This window comes from Streptomyces sp. NBC_00237, from assembly GCF_026342435.1.
GTDB lineage: Bacteria > Actinomycetota > Actinomycetes > Streptomycetales > Streptomycetaceae > Streptomyces.
In genome coordinates, this window is record NZ_JAPEMT010000002.1 from 2412063 (window position 1) to 2427422 (window position 15360).

General features: G+C 71.8%; 16 protein-coding genes. 5 read left to right on the forward strand and 11 right to left on the reverse strand.

The features are described 5' to 3' along the window. The first annotated feature begins 150 nt into the window (after window positions 1–150). On the forward strand, window positions 151–1098 hold the full coding sequence (locus OG897_RS24415; RefSeq protein WP_266659338.1) for a TetR/AcrR family transcriptional regulator C-terminal domain-containing protein: 948 nt from the start codon (window positions 151–153) through the stop codon (window positions 1096–1098). 7 nt (window positions 1099–1105) lie between these two features. Here OG897_RS24415 and OG897_RS24420 read toward each other — a convergent pair whose 3' ends face one another. Further along, window positions 1106–1447 (reverse strand): DUF1330 domain-containing protein, encoded by a 342-nt coding sequence (locus tag OG897_RS24420; RefSeq protein WP_266659339.1) that lies wholly within the window; start codon window positions 1445–1447, stop codon window positions 1106–1108. A 113-nt stretch (window positions 1448–1560) separates the two neighbouring features. Between OG897_RS24420 and OG897_RS24425 the strand changes: the two genes are divergently transcribed. Beyond that, window positions 1561–2088, forward strand: coding sequence for a GNAT family N-acetyltransferase (locus OG897_RS24425; RefSeq protein WP_266659340.1), 528 nt, complete (start codon window positions 1561–1563; stop codon window positions 2086–2088). Window positions 2089–2246: 158 nt separating this feature from the next. On the opposite strand, the gene OG897_RS24430 is transcribed toward OG897_RS24425, so the two are convergent. Further along, window positions 2247–3521, reverse strand: a complete 1275-nt coding sequence (locus OG897_RS24430) for an Ig-like domain-containing protein (protein WP_266659341.1) — start codon at window positions 3519–3521, stop codon at window positions 2247–2249. Window positions 3522–3956: 435 nt separating this feature from the next. Between OG897_RS24430 and OG897_RS24435 the strand changes: the two genes are divergently transcribed. After that, entirely contained in the window at window positions 3957–4370 is a 414-nt protein-coding gene (locus OG897_RS24435; RefSeq protein WP_266659342.1) for a hypothetical protein, read from the forward strand. A gap of 37 nt (window positions 4371–4407) precedes the next feature. Here OG897_RS24435 and OG897_RS24440 read toward each other — a convergent pair whose 3' ends face one another. After that, window positions 4408–4950: a MarR family winged helix-turn-helix transcriptional regulator gene (locus tag OG897_RS24440; RefSeq protein ID WP_266659343.1), complete on the reverse strand. Its 543-nt coding sequence runs from the start codon at window positions 4948–4950 to the stop codon at window positions 4408–4410. Between the two features lie 448 nt (window positions 4951–5398). Next, window positions 5399–6973 carry a histidine ammonia-lyase gene (gene hutH / locus OG897_RS24445; RefSeq protein ID WP_266660455.1) on the reverse strand — a complete coding sequence of 525 codons (1575 nt, stop codon included), beginning with the start codon at window positions 6971–6973 and terminating at the stop codon, window positions 5399–5401. A gap of 253 nt (window positions 6974–7226) precedes the next feature. Here hutH and OG897_RS24450 point away from each other — a divergent pair, with 253 nt between their 5' ends. Further along, window positions 7227–7448 (forward strand): hypothetical protein, encoded by a 222-nt coding sequence (locus OG897_RS24450; RefSeq protein WP_266659344.1) that lies wholly within the window; start codon window positions 7227–7229, stop codon window positions 7446–7448. Then, window positions 7445–7849 carry a type II toxin-antitoxin system VapC family toxin gene (locus OG897_RS24455; RefSeq protein ID WP_266659345.1) on the forward strand — a complete coding sequence of 135 codons (405 nt, stop codon included), beginning with the start codon at window positions 7445–7447 and terminating at the stop codon, window positions 7847–7849. Before OG897_RS24450 ends, OG897_RS24455 begins: the two co-directional genes overlap by 4 nt. A gap of 31 nt (window positions 7850–7880) precedes the next feature. Here the strand turns inward: OG897_RS24455 and OG897_RS24460 are convergent, their stop codons facing one another. The 7 genes from OG897_RS24460 to OG897_RS24490 all read right to left on the reverse strand — a co-directional run bounded on the left by OG897_RS24460 (window position 7881) and on the right by OG897_RS24490 (window position 15308). Further along, window positions 7881–8303, reverse strand: a complete 423-nt coding sequence (locus OG897_RS24460) for a hypothetical protein (RefSeq protein ID WP_266659346.1) — start codon at window positions 8301–8303, stop codon at window positions 7881–7883. A gap of 157 nt (window positions 8304–8460) precedes the next feature. Continuing rightward, window positions 8461–9222, reverse strand: a complete 762-nt coding sequence (locus OG897_RS24465) for a class I SAM-dependent methyltransferase (RefSeq protein ID WP_266659347.1) — start codon at window positions 9220–9222, stop codon at window positions 8461–8463. A gap of 324 nt (window positions 9223–9546) precedes the next feature. After that, window positions 9547–10359: a polysaccharide deacetylase family protein gene (locus OG897_RS24470; RefSeq protein WP_266659348.1), complete on the reverse strand. Its 813-nt coding sequence runs from the start codon at window positions 10357–10359 to the stop codon at window positions 9547–9549. Between the two features lie 189 nt (window positions 10360–10548). Next, a complete protein-coding gene (locus OG897_RS24475; RefSeq protein WP_266659349.1) occupies window positions 10549–11724 on the reverse strand; it encodes a diguanylate cyclase in 1176 nt (391 codons plus the stop codon). Window positions 11725–11777: 53 nt separating this feature from the next. Next, window positions 11778–12581 (reverse strand): enoyl-CoA hydratase/isomerase family protein, encoded by an 804-nt coding sequence (locus tag OG897_RS24480; RefSeq protein ID WP_266659350.1) that lies wholly within the window; start codon window positions 12579–12581, stop codon window positions 11778–11780. 223 nt (window positions 12582–12804) lie between these two features. Continuing rightward, complete coding sequence (locus tag OG897_RS24485) at window positions 12805–13995, reverse strand: adenylate/guanylate cyclase domain-containing protein (protein ID WP_266659351.1); 1191 nt, start codon at window positions 13993–13995, stop codon at window positions 12805–12807. A 428-nt stretch (window positions 13996–14423) separates the two neighbouring features. Beyond that, window positions 14424–15308, reverse strand: coding sequence for a biotin--[acetyl-CoA-carboxylase] ligase (locus OG897_RS24490; RefSeq protein ID WP_266659352.1), 885 nt, complete (start codon window positions 15306–15308; stop codon window positions 14424–14426). Window positions 15309–15360: the final 52 nt, after the last annotated feature.

Sequence of the window (15360 nt, forward strand, 5' to 3'; positions counted from 1 at the left end):
TGTGAAAGGTGTCTGTACGTCGTACGCGGTGTGCTGCGTACGACGTAAACACTCTGCCCGGGGAATGGGCAATCGGTGAGCTAGTGCACTGGTGGAACAGGGCAGTTGTCGGCCAGGCGCACTAGGGCAGTGCACTAGTACACTGCCGCCATGGCCCGTGACCGCGAGACACCGTCCGCCCGCGTCGCCGACGCGATCCGCCGCCGGATCTCCTCCGGCGAACTCGCCCCCGGCGACCGCGTGCCCTCCACCCGGCAGATCACCCGGGAGTGGGGCGTCGCCATGGCCACCGCGAGCCGGGCGCTGGCCGCCCTCGCACAGGAGGGGCTGGTCCGTGCGGTGCCGGGGGTCGGCACGGTCGTAGCGGAACCGTCACCCGTCACCCGGGGGAACTCCGCCCAGGCCCACGCCCCGGGGGCCCTCACCCGCGAGCGCATCGTCCGTACCGCCGTCGCGCTCGCCGACACGGACGGCCTCGCCACGCTCACCATGCGCCGGGTCGCCACCGAACTCGGCACCTCGACGATGGCCCTGTACCGGCACGTCCCCGGCAAGGCGGACCTGGTCCATCTGATGTCGGAGGCGGCTTTCGCGGAACTCCCGCTGCGGTCCGCCGGGTTGAACGGGTGGCGTCCCCGCCTCACGCACGCGGTGAGGGGGTTGTGGCAGATGTACGTCCGCCACCCCTGGATGGCGCAGGCCATGGCCGCGCTCACCCGGCCGACCGCCGCCCCGCACGCCATGCGGTACACCGAGTGGGGGCTGCACGCGCTGAGCGGCCAGGGGCTCACGCCCAGCGAGATGATGCACGTCCACCTCACCCTGTTCGGGCACGTCCAGGGCCTGGCCGGGACCCTGGAGCTGGAGAACAGGGCCCGGCAGGACACCGGGATGACCCCGGAGGAGTGGATGGCAACGCAGGAGCCGCGCGCGGAGGAGGTGCAGGCGTCGGGCGACTACCCGATCCTGGACTCGTACTTCGAACGGGACGGCTTCGAGCTGGACCTGGACAGCCTGTTCGCGTTCGGGGTGGAGCGGATCCTGGACGGGGTGGCGGTCCTCATCGCCCGCAAGTCCCGGGCGGCCAGCGGAATGTGACCCATCGTCAGGCTTGGCTCTCGCGGATGCGGGCGGCCGTCGCCGCGGGGTCGTAGTCCTCGGGCACGCCCTCGACCAGGATGATGTCTCCGGGCAGGTGCTTGGTACGGAGCGGAATGATCTCCTGGTACGCGGCGGAGGCGTACCAGTCTCGGGCCGACTCCAGGTCCGGGAACGCGACCAGGACGGGCGCGCCGTGCCAGTCGCCCTCCAGTACCTCGTGCTCCTTGAAGTGCACGAGGAACCGGCCGCCGAAGGGGTCCAGGGTGCCCTGTATCCGTTCCACGTAGGTGAGGACGGCGTCGTTGATCGGGCCGGGGCCGATGTGGGCGATGGCGTACGCGGTCATGGCGGTCTCCCTGGTCGGGCGCGAACTTCCCGGCTTCCGCGGGCCGTTCCGGTGCTTCGCATCCTGCCGAAAAGGCGGTGCGCGGTCGATTACCTCGGAGGTAGGTTGCGCGGATGGATCTTGACGACCGGACTGTTCCGGCCACCACCCCGGCCACCGCCTCTGCCGCCACCCCGACCACCACCCCGGCCGCCGCCTTCACCCTCCGCCCGGCCGTGGAGGGCGACGCGGAGGCCGCCGCCGACGTGTGGCTGCGTTCCTACGGCTCGGCGCTTCCCGGCGTGCGGCGGGCGCACACGGACGACGAGGTGCGGGGCTGGTTCCGGTACGTACTGGTGCCCGGCGGCCAGACGTGGGTCGCCGAGGACACGGACGGCGCGCTCGCCGGGGTGCTCGTGCTCGACGAGGCGGGCATCGACCAGCTGTACCTCGCGCCGGAGCAGCGCGGGCGGGGGCTGGGCGACCTGTTCGTCGCCAGGGCGAAGGAACTGCGCCCGGACGGGCTGGAGTTGTGGACCTTCCAGGTCAACACCCCGGCCCACCGCTTCTACGTACGCCACGGCTTCACCGAGGCCGAGCGCACGGACGGCTCGCGCAACGAGGAGCGGGAGCCGGACGTGCGCTTCGTCTGGAAGCCGTAAGCGGTAAGCGGTAGGCGGTAGGCGGTAAGCCGCCTGCCGTAAGCCTTGAAGCAGCACGCGCACGTGAAAGGGCGGGTGCCATCTCCCGGAGAGGTGGCACCCGCCCTTTCACGCCTTCGAAAAGGATCAGGCCGCAGCAGGATCAGGCCGCGGAGGGATCAGACCTCCGAACCCGCCTTCCAGGCCGCCCAGTCCAGGTTCCAGCCGTTGAGGCCGTTGTCCGGCTTGATGGTCTTGTCCGGGGAGTTCTTCACGATGACGACGTCGCCGACCATCGAGTTGTCGTAGAACCACGCGCCCGGCGTGCCCTTGTCGTCGGCACCCTGGGTGTCGCTCAGGCCGACGCAGCCGTGGCTGGTGTTGGCGCTGCCGAAGATGGACTTCGCGCCCCAGTAGTTGCCGTGTATGAAGGTGCCGGAGGTCGACAGGCGCATGGCGTGCGGGACGTCCTTGATGTCGTACTCGCCCTTGCCGTCGTCGTCCGTGAAGCCGACCGTCGCACCGTTCATACGGGTCTCCTTGAACTTCTCGGAGATCACCATCTTGCCGTTGTACGTGGGGTTGGACGGGGAACCGGCGGAGATCGGGATGGTCCGGACGACCTTGCCGTCCTGCGTGACGGTCATCTTCTTGGTCTTGGCGTCGACCGTGGAGACCTGGTTGCGGCCCACGGTGAACTTCACCGTCTTGTCCTGGACGCCCGTCACGCCGTTGGCGCCCTCGACGCCGTCCAGCGCGAGCTTCATGGTGACCTCGGAGCCGCCCTTCCAGTAGTCCTGGGGGCGGAAGTCGAGGCGCTGGGAGTCGAACCAGTGGCCGACGACCTCCTGGCCGCTGCTGGAGGAGACGGTGATGCCCGCCTGCACGGCCTTCTTGTTCGTGATCGGCTTGTCGAAGCGGATCGAGACCGGCATGCCCACGCCGACCTTCGAGCCGTCCTCGGGGGTGAAGCTGCCGATGAAGCTGTTCTTCGGGGAGACCGTGGTGAAGGAGCGGTTGTCGTGCGCCTTGCGGTTGTCGGCGTCGACGGCGGTCACGCTCAGCTTGTAGACCGTGGCGCGCTCCAGGCGGGTGTCGGGCTTCCAGCTCGCGCCGTCGGCGGCGATGGTGCCCTTGACCGGCTTGCCCGCCGCGTCGGTGAGCTTGACCTCGGTCAGCTTGCCGTCGGCGACGGTGACCTTGGTGTCGTTGTTGATGCCGACGTTGGTGGCGCCCGACTTGGGGGAGATTTCTATTCGGGCCTTGGAAGTGTCCTTCGCGGCTGCCGCGTCGGACTGCTCCTGCGACTTCTTCGAGCTGTCGGCGTCGCTCTTGCCGCCGTCGCCCTTGCCGTCGTCGCTACAGCCCGAAAGCACCAGAACGCCGCCGAGCAGCGCGGACGCGTACGCCAGTCCCCTGCGCCGCTTGCTGTTCGTGATCACACGCTTCTCCATCGTCGCCGATTTCCCCACAGCCGTTTGCCCGGCCGTTTGCCCGGCCGGTCACCCGGGGTCCCGCACGGACCTGCGCGCGGATCTCGCCGGGCAGCACTTCCCCTGCCAATCCTGTTACAACCCACGATCCGACGCCTCCGTTCCACTTTTTCGCAAAGTGTGGGCAACGCCACTCGCCGGGGTCGTCGACCGGGTCCCGCGCCTTTCCGACGCTACGCCGCCCCTTTTGCCCCCGCTCGGGCGGGGTCATGCACGGGAACGAGTGATTCCGGGGTCACAGGGAGTCCGCTTCGAGGGGTTTGGGTGGGGAAAGCGCGGAGGAAAAGGGGATGGAATCTTGGATTCCGCACCCTCATGCCTTTCCCCCGACCCGCTGTTTTCATTAGCATCGGCCCGCACGACCAATTCGCGGGTGCCTCAAGGGGGATCGATACCGTGGCCGCACTCCGACCGCTGCTCACCGCCACCGCCGCAGGTGGGCTGCTGGCCGCTCTGTGGTTCGTACCGTCGGCGAACGCTACGGTGGAAGCCGCGGACCCGCCGAAGCAGCAGACCCGGCAGGCTCAGCGGAATCAGCAGGCCCCACAGGCGGCGCACGGGCCGAATGCCGATGCGGCGGGCTCCGTTTCCGGCTCCGTTTCCGGCTCCGGCTCCGGCTCCAGCTCCAGCTCTTCGAAGAATGCCGCCGGTACGTCGTCGCCCGGATCCGCCGCCGACACGAGCCTCGCGCTCGCCGACACCGGCAGCGTGGACACCACCCCGTACCTCATCGGCGGCACGGCCTTCCTGGGACTCGGGGCGGGCTTCGTGACGTACTCGGCACGACGGCGGGGCGCCACGCACGCGTAGTGCCCGTACAGGGCTCGTACGGGGCCCGTACTGCGGGTCAGTCCGTTCCCGCTTCCGTTCCGAGCTCCGCCAGGTAGCCGTTCATCGTCGTGTGCATGTCGTGCAGGAACGCCTCGAAGCGGCGGAGCTGTTCGGCCGGGTAGCGCGCCATCAGCGTGTCGATCCGCTCCCCCAGCGGCCCGAAGAACGCGTCCGCCTTCTCGTGTACGTCCTGACTGCCGCGCAGCGTCACGATGCGCCGGTCCTGGTGTTCGCGGGTACGGACGATGTGGCCCGCCTTCTCCAGCCGGTTGAGCAGTGCCGTCGTCGCGCCGGACGAGAGGGTGATGCGTTCGCTGAGGCGGGCCGGGGAGAGGGGCGCGCCGCGCTCCTCGGCGAAGAGGATCTGGACGAGGGCGCCCGCGTCGGTGACGTGGACGTCGAGCGTGGTGGCGAAGCGGCGGCCGAACTCGTTGTAGTCCGCGCCGTAGACGCGGAGGCCCTCGGTGAGGCGGTCGCGCTGGGCGGCGAGGCTCTGCCCCTCTTCGCCGTCGCGTTCCGTCGCCGCCTGCGCCTCTTGCGCCGATTCCGTCGCGTCCATCGAGCAGTCCGCTTCTCTCTGCCGGGCCAGTGCGTGAGTGCCGTACGTCCGCGCTGTACGTGAGTGCCGTACGTCTGTGCCGCCCAACCTACCCACCGGCCCGGCCCGCGCCCGGGCGCGCCTGCGGCGGGCTGCCCCTCCCCGCCCCTTCACCTAGACCCTGCGGGAGCGGGGTCCCGTTCCGTGCGGGTGCGTCGCGGCTGGTCGCGCAGTTCCCCGCGCCCCTGGAGGACTGCTTCGCAGCCTCCTCCCCCGCCCCGCCTCCGCCTCGCCCCCTTGGGCGGCGGGGCCGCCCCCCGGGGGGCGGAACGGGCGGGCAAGGGGGCGGCCCCTCTCGCTCCGGGCCCACCCCGGAGCACCCCCGCCCCACCCCGGTCCCGCCCCGACCACGCCGAAGGGGCGCCCCGCGCAACGCGCCGGACGCCCCTTCACCCCGTACCCCCGCGACCTAGGCGAGCGCCCCCGTCACCGGCTCCACCGCCGCCACCAGTCCCCCGCTCCGCACGAAGGCGTCCGCCGCGGCGAGGTCCGGCGCGAGGAAGCGGTCGGGACCCGGGCCCTGCACGCCCGCCGCCCGTACCGCCTTGATGGCCGCCAGCGAAGCCGGAGCTGCCGTCAGGCCCAGCCCCTCCCGCAGCTCGATGGCCCGCGTCGCCGCGTACATCTCCACCGCCACGATCCGCGCGAGGTTGTCGATGGTCGTACGGAGCTTTCGCGCCGCCGACCACCCCATCGACACGTGGTCCTCCTGCATCGCGGAGGACGGGATCGAGTCGACCGACGCCGGGTTCGCCAGTCGCTTCATCTCGCTCACCAGCGCCGCCTGCGTGTACTGGGCGATCATCAGCCCCGAGTCCACGCCCGCGTCGTCCGCGAGGAACGCGGGCAGCCCGTGCGAGCGGTTCTTGTCGAGCAGGCGGTCCGTGCGCCGCTCGGCGATCGACCCGAGGTCGGCGGCGGCGATCGCCAGGAAGTCCAGGACGTACGCGACGGGCGCGCCGTGGAAGTTGCCGTTCGACTCCACGCGCCCGTCCGGGAGGACGACCGGGTTGTCCACGGACGCCGCCAGCTCCCGCTCGGCCACGGTCTGCGCGTACGCGATCGTGTCGCGCCCCGCACCCGCCACCTGCGGCGCACACCGCACCGAGTACGCGTCCTGCACGCGCGGCGCGTCGTCCTGGTGGTGGCCCGTGAGCCCCGAACCCTCCAGCACGCGCAGCATGTTGTCGGCGGACGCACCCTGGCCCGGGTGCGGACGGATGACGTGCAGCTCGGGCGCGAGCACCTTCTCCGTGCCGAGCAGCGCCTCCAGGCTCAGCGCCGCCGTGATGTCGGCGGACGTGTACAGCCGCTTCAGGTCGGCGATGGCCATGATCAGCATGCCGAGCATGCCGTCGGTGCCGTTGAGGAGGGCCAGGCCCTCCTTCTCCTTCAGCTCCACGGGTACGATCCCGGCCTCGGCCAGCAGTTCACCGGCAGGCCGCACGACCCCGTCCGGGCCCTCCGCTTCCCCCTCGCCCATCAGCGTCAGCGCGCAGTGGGAGAGCGGGGCCAGGTCGCCGGAGCAGCCCAGCGAGCCGTACTCGTGGACGACGGGCGTGATCCCGGCGTTCAGTACGTCGGCCATGGTCTGCGCGACCGAGGGGCGCACGCCCGTGTGCCCCGACGCGACCGTCTTCAGCCGCAGGAACATCAGCGCGCGGACGACCTCCCGCTCGACCCTCGGACCCATCCCGGCCGCGTGCGAGCGCACGATGTTGCGCTGGAGCTGCGCACGCAGCTCGTGGCTGATGTGCCGGGAAGCGAGCGCGCCGAACCCGGTCGACACCCCGTACACCGGCTCCGGCTTGGCGGCCAGCGCGTCCACGATCTCGCGCGAGGCGGCGAGCGCGGTCACGGCCTCGGCGGTCAGCTCGATGCGGGCGTTGCCACGGGCGACGGCGATGACGTCGTCGACGGTGGTGCCGGAGGTGCTCAGGAGGACGGTGGCGGCAGCCGGAGCGGCAGGGGCGACGGTGTGCATATCCATATTCAGGAGCCTACGTTTTGAATGCCCGCGTGTCACTAGTCCTGAGCGGGTTGACCCCTTACCGGCCGCCGCCGGTACGGCGGTCGGCGAGGCCGTCGACGTCGCACCCCTTTGCGCCGCCTGCATGGGGCACACACCGTCACGTCGGTCGAACGGTGCAGGCACCGAGCCTCGGACGGGTCCAGACCTGCCGGAACGGTCCGGCCGACCGAGGGCACCGCTGCCTGGGGACCCTTACCCTGGAGAAATGAGCACCTTGCGGGAAGAACTGCACGAACTCATCGACCGACTGCCCGAAGCCCAAGTGGCACCGATACTCGCCATCGTGCGGGAGAGCACCGCCGCCGAGGATGGCGGAGACGAGTGGCCCCTCCCCGACTTCGTGGGCGCGCTGTCCAGCGGCAAGGGGGACCTGGCCGCCCGGTCCGGCGAAATCCTCCGCGCCGAGATGGGACGTCGGCCCGAGTGATCATCTGGGACACCGGCCCGCTCGTCGCCGCCGCTGACGCCGACGACAAGGACCACGCGCGCTGCGTCGACCTCATGCGCCGCACTCCGCGCCCGCTCCTCGTGCCGTACCCCGTACTCACCGAGGTTTGCTACCTGTTGGAACGTGAGAAGGGGACACGCGCAGAAGCTGCTCTCCTGCGCTCGATCAGCCTGGGCCAGCTCAGTTTGGTCCCACTGGCCAGGGAAGACGTTGAGCGTATGGCCGAACTGGTCGACACCTACGCCGACTTCCCGCTCGGCGCGGTTGATGCTTCGGTCTTCGCCGTCGCAGAACGGCTCGGAGCTGACGCCATCGCCACGTTGGATCGCCGCCACTTCACCGTCGTGCGAGCCAAGCGGCCATTCGCGCTGCTGCCCTAGGCCGTTGCTCCCTGGGGCGTCGAGTCGGACTTCAGACCCGGCGAAGGCCCAGTTTCCGCAGCACGGGGCGGACCAGGACCGGGTGGAGGGCGAGGTCGAAGTCGCCTTCGGGGGTGGTGAGTTCGAGGACGCGGAAGAGCCGCCAGGTGCGGAGGTCCCGGCGGCGGGAGAGGTTGTGCACGCCGGAGAGGGTGTTCTCGCCCCACCGGAAGACGTGCCGCTCGCCGCGCACGCGCCGGGGTTCCCAGACGATCTCGCCACGGGCGAGGACGAGCGCGCCGGGCGCGAGCCTCGCGGGCACTTCCGTACGCCCCCGGAACCCGGCCGGGATCCGCACGGGCTTGCCGACGGCCATGCGGTCCATGCGTATCTGGGCGTTCTTCTTCTCGAAGAAGCTCGCGAAGGAGTGGACTTCTTCGGCGGCGTCCAGCAGGCCGGACGGGTCGGGGATCATGCGGCGAATCTAGCCCGCCGCACGGCTGGAGGTGGGGCATCACCGAGCCCCACCCTTCTTGCGTACGCGCACAAGCGCCGCACCGGACGCGGAGGACGGCCGGGGCCCCGCCCTCGTACGCAGCTGCTCGGACGCCTGGGGCTGGCACCCGTTCCTCTCAGCAGTGGTGCCGACGGAACAGTCCCGCCCAGAGGAACGGCTCCCCGAACCGGTCGGACGCGGCCGACTCGTCGCGCATGCGCCGGAGTTCGACCTCGTCGAGGGAGGAGAAGATCCGGCGCAGGGACTCCGAGGTGTACGCGAGCCCCCCGTGCAGCTGCGGGGCCGCAGCCCCGTACAGCTCCCCGTCCGGGATCTCGCACCCCATCCCGTCCTCCCCCGCCGCGAAACAGGCGAGCGAGAAGTGCCCGCCGGGCGCGAGGAGCCGCCCGATCAGGGCGAGGTAGCCGATGCGGCGGTGCGGCGGGAGGTGGTGGAAGCAGCCGGAGTCGTGGATGAGGTCGTACGGTCCCGGCAACGCGTCCGCAGCGAGCGCGAAGACGTCACCCTGCCGGAACCGGAGACGGCCCCGGACCTCGGGGGCGGCCTCGGCGGCCCGTTCCCCGGCCCAGGCGACAGCCGTCGGGGAGAGGTCGACGGCGTCCACCTCGTAACCGGCGGCGGCGAGATGGAGGGCGTTGCGTCCGGGCCCGCACCCGAGGTCGAGGGCGCGGCCATCGGGTCGCAGCATTCCGCGTTCCAGGTAGGAGACGAGGTTCTCGTCGGGCTTGGAGACGAAGAAGGGAACGGGCCTGTCACGGTCCGCGTAGAAGCCGTCCCACCAGTCGGACGCGGTGTCGGTCCAGCGGTCGGCCTCCGGCGCGAAGAGGCCGTCGAGGAGGTGCATGACGTCGTCGACGGTACGGATGGAACGGTCCAACTCGGGCCCCCAGGTGCGGTGTTCGGTGGGGACAATTTTACGAGTGAGGGCCGGGAAAGCCCAGGTCGGAGGCGCCTGGGGGGAGGGTGGAGGAAGCCGGGGGTGAGCCCTTGGCGGCTCCGCGCGCGGCAGAGGTGACCGGGCCCCCGCCCGAGGTCCCGTACGGCTTCCCCGCCACGAAGGACGGCCGGGAAGGGGGCTCCCGCGAGGCCGCCGGAGGAAGTTTCCGGAGCGCGTTCGGTGCGATCACCGGGGGTGTGCCGGGTGAGCCTTGCGCGGCGGCTTCGAGGCACCAGGACGCGGCGGCACCGGGGCACCGAGGTCTCACCCTTTGGGGAAGCTGAAGGCGTACCCCTGCTCCTCGAACCAGGGCAGCAGCCGTTCCAGGGCGTCCATCGTCTGGGACCGGTTGCCGCCGCCGTCGTGCAGGAGGACCGTCGGGCCCGAGGAGAGCTGGGCCTTGACCGCCGACACGATGGCCTCCGTGCCGGGGCGCGCGAAGTCGTTGGGGTCGACGTTCCAGCCGAGGCTGCGCATGCCGTGGGCCGCCGCTATCTGCCGGCTCTGGGGGGTGAAGGCACCGCCCGGCGCACGGTAGAACCAGATCTTCTCCCCGCCCGAAGCTTCGTCGATCATGCGTTTGGCGTCGAGTATCTCCTTCTCCTGGTACGCGACGGGCTTCTTGTCCATCGCGGTGTCGTGGTGCACGGAGTGGTCGCAGAGGCGGTGTCCTGCGGCGACGACCTGCTTGACCAGGTCGGGGTGGGCGGCGGCGTTGGGCCCTGTCATGCAGAACACGGCCTTGGCTCCGTACCGCTTCAGGAGTTCCAGTGCCTTCGGGGTCCAGCGGGGGTCCGGGCCGTCGTCCAGGGTGAGGTTCACGGTCCGCCCGGGGTCTTCGGACTCCCGGACCATGGCCATGTCCACCGTGGGGGCGGGCAGGGCCGGATCGGCCGTGGTGCTCGCTCCCGCGCTCTTGCCCTGTGTTGGGGGCCCGTGGTGCGTGACGGTGTCCACCGCGCAGGCGGCGAGCCCGGCCAGGGCGAGACCGGCCACCGCGTAGGTGGCGAGGTACGTGATCCCGCCGCTGGTGCGGGTGCCTGCGCGGCCGGTCGTGTGGTGCGTGTTCTCGTCCATGACCACCACGGAACCGGGCCGGTCCCGGGAGCGGGACCGCCGTCACGGGTTCGTCATGGCACGCGGAAAGGTCCGTCATACGGCCGTCGAGGGGCGCGGATTCCGCACCGCTTCGGGACCGGCCTGCCCACCGGCCACGGCCTGCCCACCGGGCCACGGCCGGACCGGCCGGACCGGCCGGAGAACGGGCTACTCCCCGGGCCGGGGCCGCTCCGCCCTCGCTCCCCGGAATCGTCTCCGCTCCCCCCGCCCCTCCCGCTCCCCGCGTTCCGACTCCGCGAGCGCGACCACCTCTCCGTCCCGCCCCGCCACCACCGGCTTCAGCGAGCGGGCCGCCTTCGCGCGGTACTGGGCCGCGTCGGCCAGCCGGAAGAGGCGGCGGGCGGAGGTGACGGGCCCGATCGGATCACCGGTCGAGGCGACCCCGCAGGCCACGCCGTCCCCGTGCTCCAACTCCGCTGCCCGTACGCACAGTTCCTCCGCCACGCGCACCACCTCGTCGGCCGTCGGCCCCACCGACAACAGACAGAACTCGTCCCCGCCCAGCCGCGCGGCGAGCGCCCCCGGCAGCATCGCTCCGCACCGCGACAGCACGCACCCGAAACGTTCCAGCAGCCGGTCGCCGACCTCGTGCCCGTGCGTGTCATTGACCTGCTTGAGCCCGTTCAGGTCGCAGACGACCAGACTCACCACGGCCTGCGCCCCGGACGCCCGGTGCTCCTCCAGCGCCTCGTCCAGCCGTATGTCGACGGCCCGCCGATTCGCCAGCCCCGTCAGCGGATCGGTGAAGGCGAGCGTCCGCACCTCCTCCAGCCGCTCCGTCTGGACGATCCCGGCGGCGATGACGGAGGCGAGGACGGTGGCGAAATCGGCGTCCGCCCGGTCGAAGACGGGGGTTCCGCGCGGCCGGGCCACGTACAGCTCGCCCCATGCCCGCCCGTGCAGCACGATCGGGGCGACGACGCAGCAGCCGCGCCCTCTGCGACGGAGGGCCGCCACTCGCTGGTGGCAGTAGCCGGGACGGGGCGTCGCCGGACCGCCGTCGTCCGCCGTCTCGACCCAGGCGTCGGGCTCCCCGCCCCCCGCCCACCGCTCGTGCAGGAATTCCGTGATCTCCGGGAACTGATGCACCGGATACGTCTCGTCCGCCGGGAACTCGTCCTCCCCCTCGGCCCGGTCCCCCTCGTTGACGAGGACCCGGAGCCGCCCCGCCTCCCGCTCCCACACCGACAGCGCGGCGAAGCTGCCGCCGAGCGCGTCGCGCGCGCCCAGGGCCGCCGCCCGCCACGTCTCGCGCGGGGTGTGTGCCGCCGCCATCGCCTGCGCCAGCGCGACCACGGCCCGCACTCGAACGTCCTCACCCATTCATACAGATTAGGCCCGTTTCGTACGTTCCCTCTCCCGGGGAGGCCCGCGGGCTACTCCCCCGGCCACTCCGGCTTGCGCTTCTCGTTGAACGCGGCGACGCCCTCCGCCCGGTCCCCGGAGAAGGCCACCGACCGCCAGGCGGCGTCCTCGACCTCCAGCCCGGCCCGCAGGTCGAGCCCCTGCCCGAGCCGCATCGCCCGCTTGGCGGCCCGCAGCCCGACGGGCGAGTTCGCGGCGATACGAGCCGCCAGCGCGAGGGCCTCGCCCCTCGCATCTCCTTCTCCCGCCAGTACGTCGACGAGGCCCAGCTCCTTCGCCTCATCGGCCTCCACCCGGCGCGCCGTGAACACCAGCTCCGCCGCGCGTGCGGCCCCGACACGGCGCGGCAGCAGCTGCGTACCGCCGCCGCCCGGAATGACGCCGACGGAGACCTCCGGCAGGCCGACGACGGCGGTCCCGTCGGCGACGATCAGGTCACAGGCGAGGGCCAGCTCGTACCCACCGCCCAGCGCGTAGCCGTGAACGGCCGCGACCGTCGGCATGGGCAGTTCCAGCACCCCGGTGTACGCGGCACGAGCGGTGGGCCGCTGCCGGACGAGCTCCGCGTCACTGAACGAATTGCGCTCTTTGAGGTCCGCGCCGACGCAGAAGGCGCGGTCGTTCGAGGAGGTGACCACGGTCGTACGGACGCCGGGGTCGGCGGCGAGGGCGGCGCACGCCTCGCCGATGGACGCGGCCATCGCGCTGGACACGGCGTTCATGGCCTTGGGCCGGTCGAGGACGAGCTCGGCGACGTACCCGCCGTCGCCGTGTCGCCGGACCACGACGAACTCCCCGTATCGCTGCTCGTCCATGCTGGCCGCCCTCCCGATGTGAACGTTCGTTTACGGGAGGGATCTTAGGGGGGCGAGACGCGAGGGAGGAAGGGGTGCCCCGCCCGGCTCGCAGGGGCTGCGGAGCATGCCCTCAGGGGCGCGGGGAACTGCGCGCCCAGCCCCCACGCACCCGCACGTACCCGAGACAGCCGCGCGGCGAGCGCTTGAGGTGAAGGGGCGGGGAGGGGCGGGGCCCCTCCCGTCAGTCCGAAGCCGGCTTCGCCCGCCGCGCAAGCATCCACGGCTCCACTATCCCGAGCCCCCGCACCGGCCTCTGCCACATCGGCTGAAGCCCGAACCGGTACGTCGGCGACTCCGTCCCCTCCTTGGCCGCCTTCTCCGCCTCCGCCGCAGCCTCCGCCTCGGAAACCGGAGCGTCCCCCGTCCGCGACAGCTCCTCCGCGAGTGCCCCGTCGACCAGGACCGTGTCCTTCGGCGCTATCGACGTCAGCCGACTCGCCAGATTCACCGTCGTACCGAAGACATCGCCCATCCGCGTCGTGACCGTGCCGAAGGCGATCCCGACCCGCAGGGCAGGCATCGTCTGGTCGTGCGAGAGCGTCTCGATCAGGCGCAGCGCGATCTCCGCCGCCGTACCCGCGTCGTCGGCGCAGTACAGAACCTCGTCGCCCAGCGTCTTGATGAGCCGCCCCCCGTGCGCCGCGACCAGATCCGCACACGTCGTCTCGAATGCCTCGACCAGCTCGCCGAGCTCCTCCTCCTCCAGCCGCCGCGTGAGCCGGGTGAAGCCGACCAGGTCCGCGAAGCCGACGGCCAGCCGCCGGTCGACCATCTCGTCGTCGTCCGCCGCCTGCACGACCCGCCCGGTGGCCGCGGCGAGCTGCCGCCGCCAGACGTACACCAGGAACTCCTCCAGCTCCGGGAGCAACAGCTCCACCAGCGGATACGTCACCTCGGTACGCGTCATCCCCGGCTCGGGCGGCTCGGTCAGCCCCTCCAGGAAACTGTCGATCTGCCATTCGGCCAGCCGGGCGGTGGTCTGCCCGGTGGACCGCGCCACCTGCACCGCCATGGGCTCGCTGAGCAGTCCCGCCTCGACGAGACCGGCGAGCCGCCGCAGGGCGAGGACGTCGGCCTCGGTGAGGGCCTTGGCCTGCCCGATGTCGGGGAAGCCCATGGCCCGCCAGAAGCGGGAGGCGAGGTCCATGGAGACGCCTGCCGTACGGGCCGCCTGGAAGGCGGTGTAGCGGCGCTCGGCCCCCAGGATCAGCTGTTCCAGCCGGATGGCGAGGGGGTCGTCGGAGGGTTCGGCCGTGTGGTCGACCTCGTGGAAGACCGGTGAGGCGGGGGGAGGCTTGGGGGGCTCCGGAGTCGCCGGAGTAGAGGGGTGGGGGTCCGTGTCCCCGTCGGACGTGGTGTCGTCGACGGTCACCTGCCGCCTCCTGCCCGTTCCCTGCGCACTGCTCTGCTGCCGCCTCGTCGATCTTGCGCGCGACTTTGTGGCTGTCGCGGGTCGAGTCAACGATACGGCAGATGTGCGCTGGCTCACTCCCTGTCCCTGGCGGAACAGTGGACTCGTTCTTTTTGGGGGCTGTGCGGGCCGGGGGTGGCTGGTGTCGCTGCCGGGGGCTCCGCCCCGGGCCCCCGGCCCGCCTTCGGCGGGTTGAGTCCCCTGTCCCGCCCCTTCACCCAAAGCGCTCGCCGCGCGGCTTGGGGTTCATACGTGCGGGTGCGTCGTGGCTGGTCGCGCCCGCGCGGCGGAGCCGCAAACAGACACAGCCCCGCGCCCCTGATGGGGCGCGTCCACGCGGCGGAGCCGCAAAGAGACACAGCCCCCGCCCCCCCCAAAAAAGGGCGCTCCTAAGCCTGCGGCCTCAGGTGGACCACGTCGCCCGCGCCCACCGGCCGCTGCACCCCCTCCGCCGTCGCCAGCACCAGGCGGCCGTCTCCGTCCACGGCCACCGCCTCGCCCGTCAGTACGTGGCCGCCCGGCAGTTCCGCCCGTACGGTGCGGCCCAGGGTCGAGCAGCCCGCCGCGTACGCCTCCTGGAGGCGGCTCGTCCCCGGATCGCCGCCCGCGTCGCGCCAGTCCCCGTACCACTGCTCGAACGACCGCAGGACGGACCTGAGCAGCGGGTCCCGGTCGACCGAGACCGCGCCCGCCAGCGCCAGCGAACCCGCGACCGGTACGGGAAGCTCGTCGGCGCGCAGCGAGACGTTGAGCCCGACGCCGATCACGACCCCCTCCCCCACCCGCTCCGCGAGGATGCCGCCCGCCTTGCGCTCCTCCCCGCCGACCGTCACCAGCAGGTCGTTGGGCCACTTGAGTGCCGTGTCCACACCGGCGGCCCGGGAGAGGCCGCTGGCGACCGCGACGCCGGTCAGCAGGGGCAGCCATCCCCACCGCTCGACGGGGACTTCGGCCCCTGGTTCGACGTACACCGAGAAGAACAGCCCCGAGCGGGCCGGTGCCGACCACCGCCGGTCGAGCCGCCCCCGCCCCTGCGTCTGCTCCTCGGCGACGAGGACGACGCCTTCCTGGAGGGAGCCCGCGCGGGCGGTGAGGTCGCTGTTCGTCGAACCGGTCGTGGCGACGACGTCGAGGGAGGTCCACAGCCCGCCCTCGCGCACGAGTGCCCTGCGCAGGGCGGTCGCGTTCAGGGGCGGCCGGTCGAGGTCGTTCCAGCGGTTCTCGGGGATTTCGGGGATGTCGGGGGTGCTGCCTGAAGCATCGGGAGGCGTCATGCAAGCCAGCGTAGGTGTGGCAAACGACGCACTGCCGAGCGGCAGTCCCGCC

Coding starts and splice junctions, on each gene's coding strand:
- OG897_RS24415 (WP_266659338.1), top strand. CDS start 151: ATGGCCCGTGACCGCGAGACACCGTCCGCCCGCGTCGCCGACGCGATC.
- OG897_RS24420 (WP_266659339.1), bottom strand. CDS start 1,447: ATGACCGCGTACGCCATCGCCCACATCGGCCCCGGCCCGATCAACGAC.
- OG897_RS24425 (WP_266659340.1), top strand. CDS start 1,561: ATGGATCTTGACGACCGGACTGTTCCGGCCACCACCCCGGCCACCGCC.
- OG897_RS24430 (WP_266659341.1), bottom strand. CDS start 3,521: ATGGAGAAGCGTGTGATCACGAACAGCAAGCGGCGCAGGGGACTGGCG.
- OG897_RS24440 (WP_266659343.1), bottom strand. CDS start 4,950: ATGGACGCGACGGAATCGGCGCAAGAGGCGCAGGCGGCGACGGAACGC.
- hutH (WP_266660455.1), bottom strand. CDS start 6,973: ATGCACACCGTCGCCCCTGCCGCTCCGGCTGCCGCCACCGTCCTCCTG.
- OG897_RS24450 (WP_266659344.1), top strand. CDS start 7,227: ATGAGCACCTTGCGGGAAGAACTGCACGAACTCATCGACCGACTGCCC.
- OG897_RS24460 (WP_266659346.1), bottom strand. CDS start 8,303: ATGATCCCCGACCCGTCCGGCCTGCTGGACGCCGCCGAAGAAGTCCAC.
- OG897_RS24470 (WP_266659348.1), bottom strand. CDS start 10,359: ATGGACGAGAACACGCACCACACGACCGGCCGCGCAGGCACCCGCACC.
- OG897_RS24475 (WP_266659349.1), bottom strand. CDS start 11,724: ATGGGTGAGGACGTTCGAGTGCGGGCCGTGGTCGCGCTGGCGCAGGCG.
- OG897_RS24480 (WP_266659350.1), bottom strand. CDS start 12,581: ATGGACGAGCAGCGATACGGGGAGTTCGTCGTGGTCCGGCGACACGGC.
- OG897_RS24490 (WP_266659352.1), bottom strand. CDS start 15,308: ATGACGCCTCCCGATGCTTCAGGCAGCACCCCCGACATCCCCGAAATC.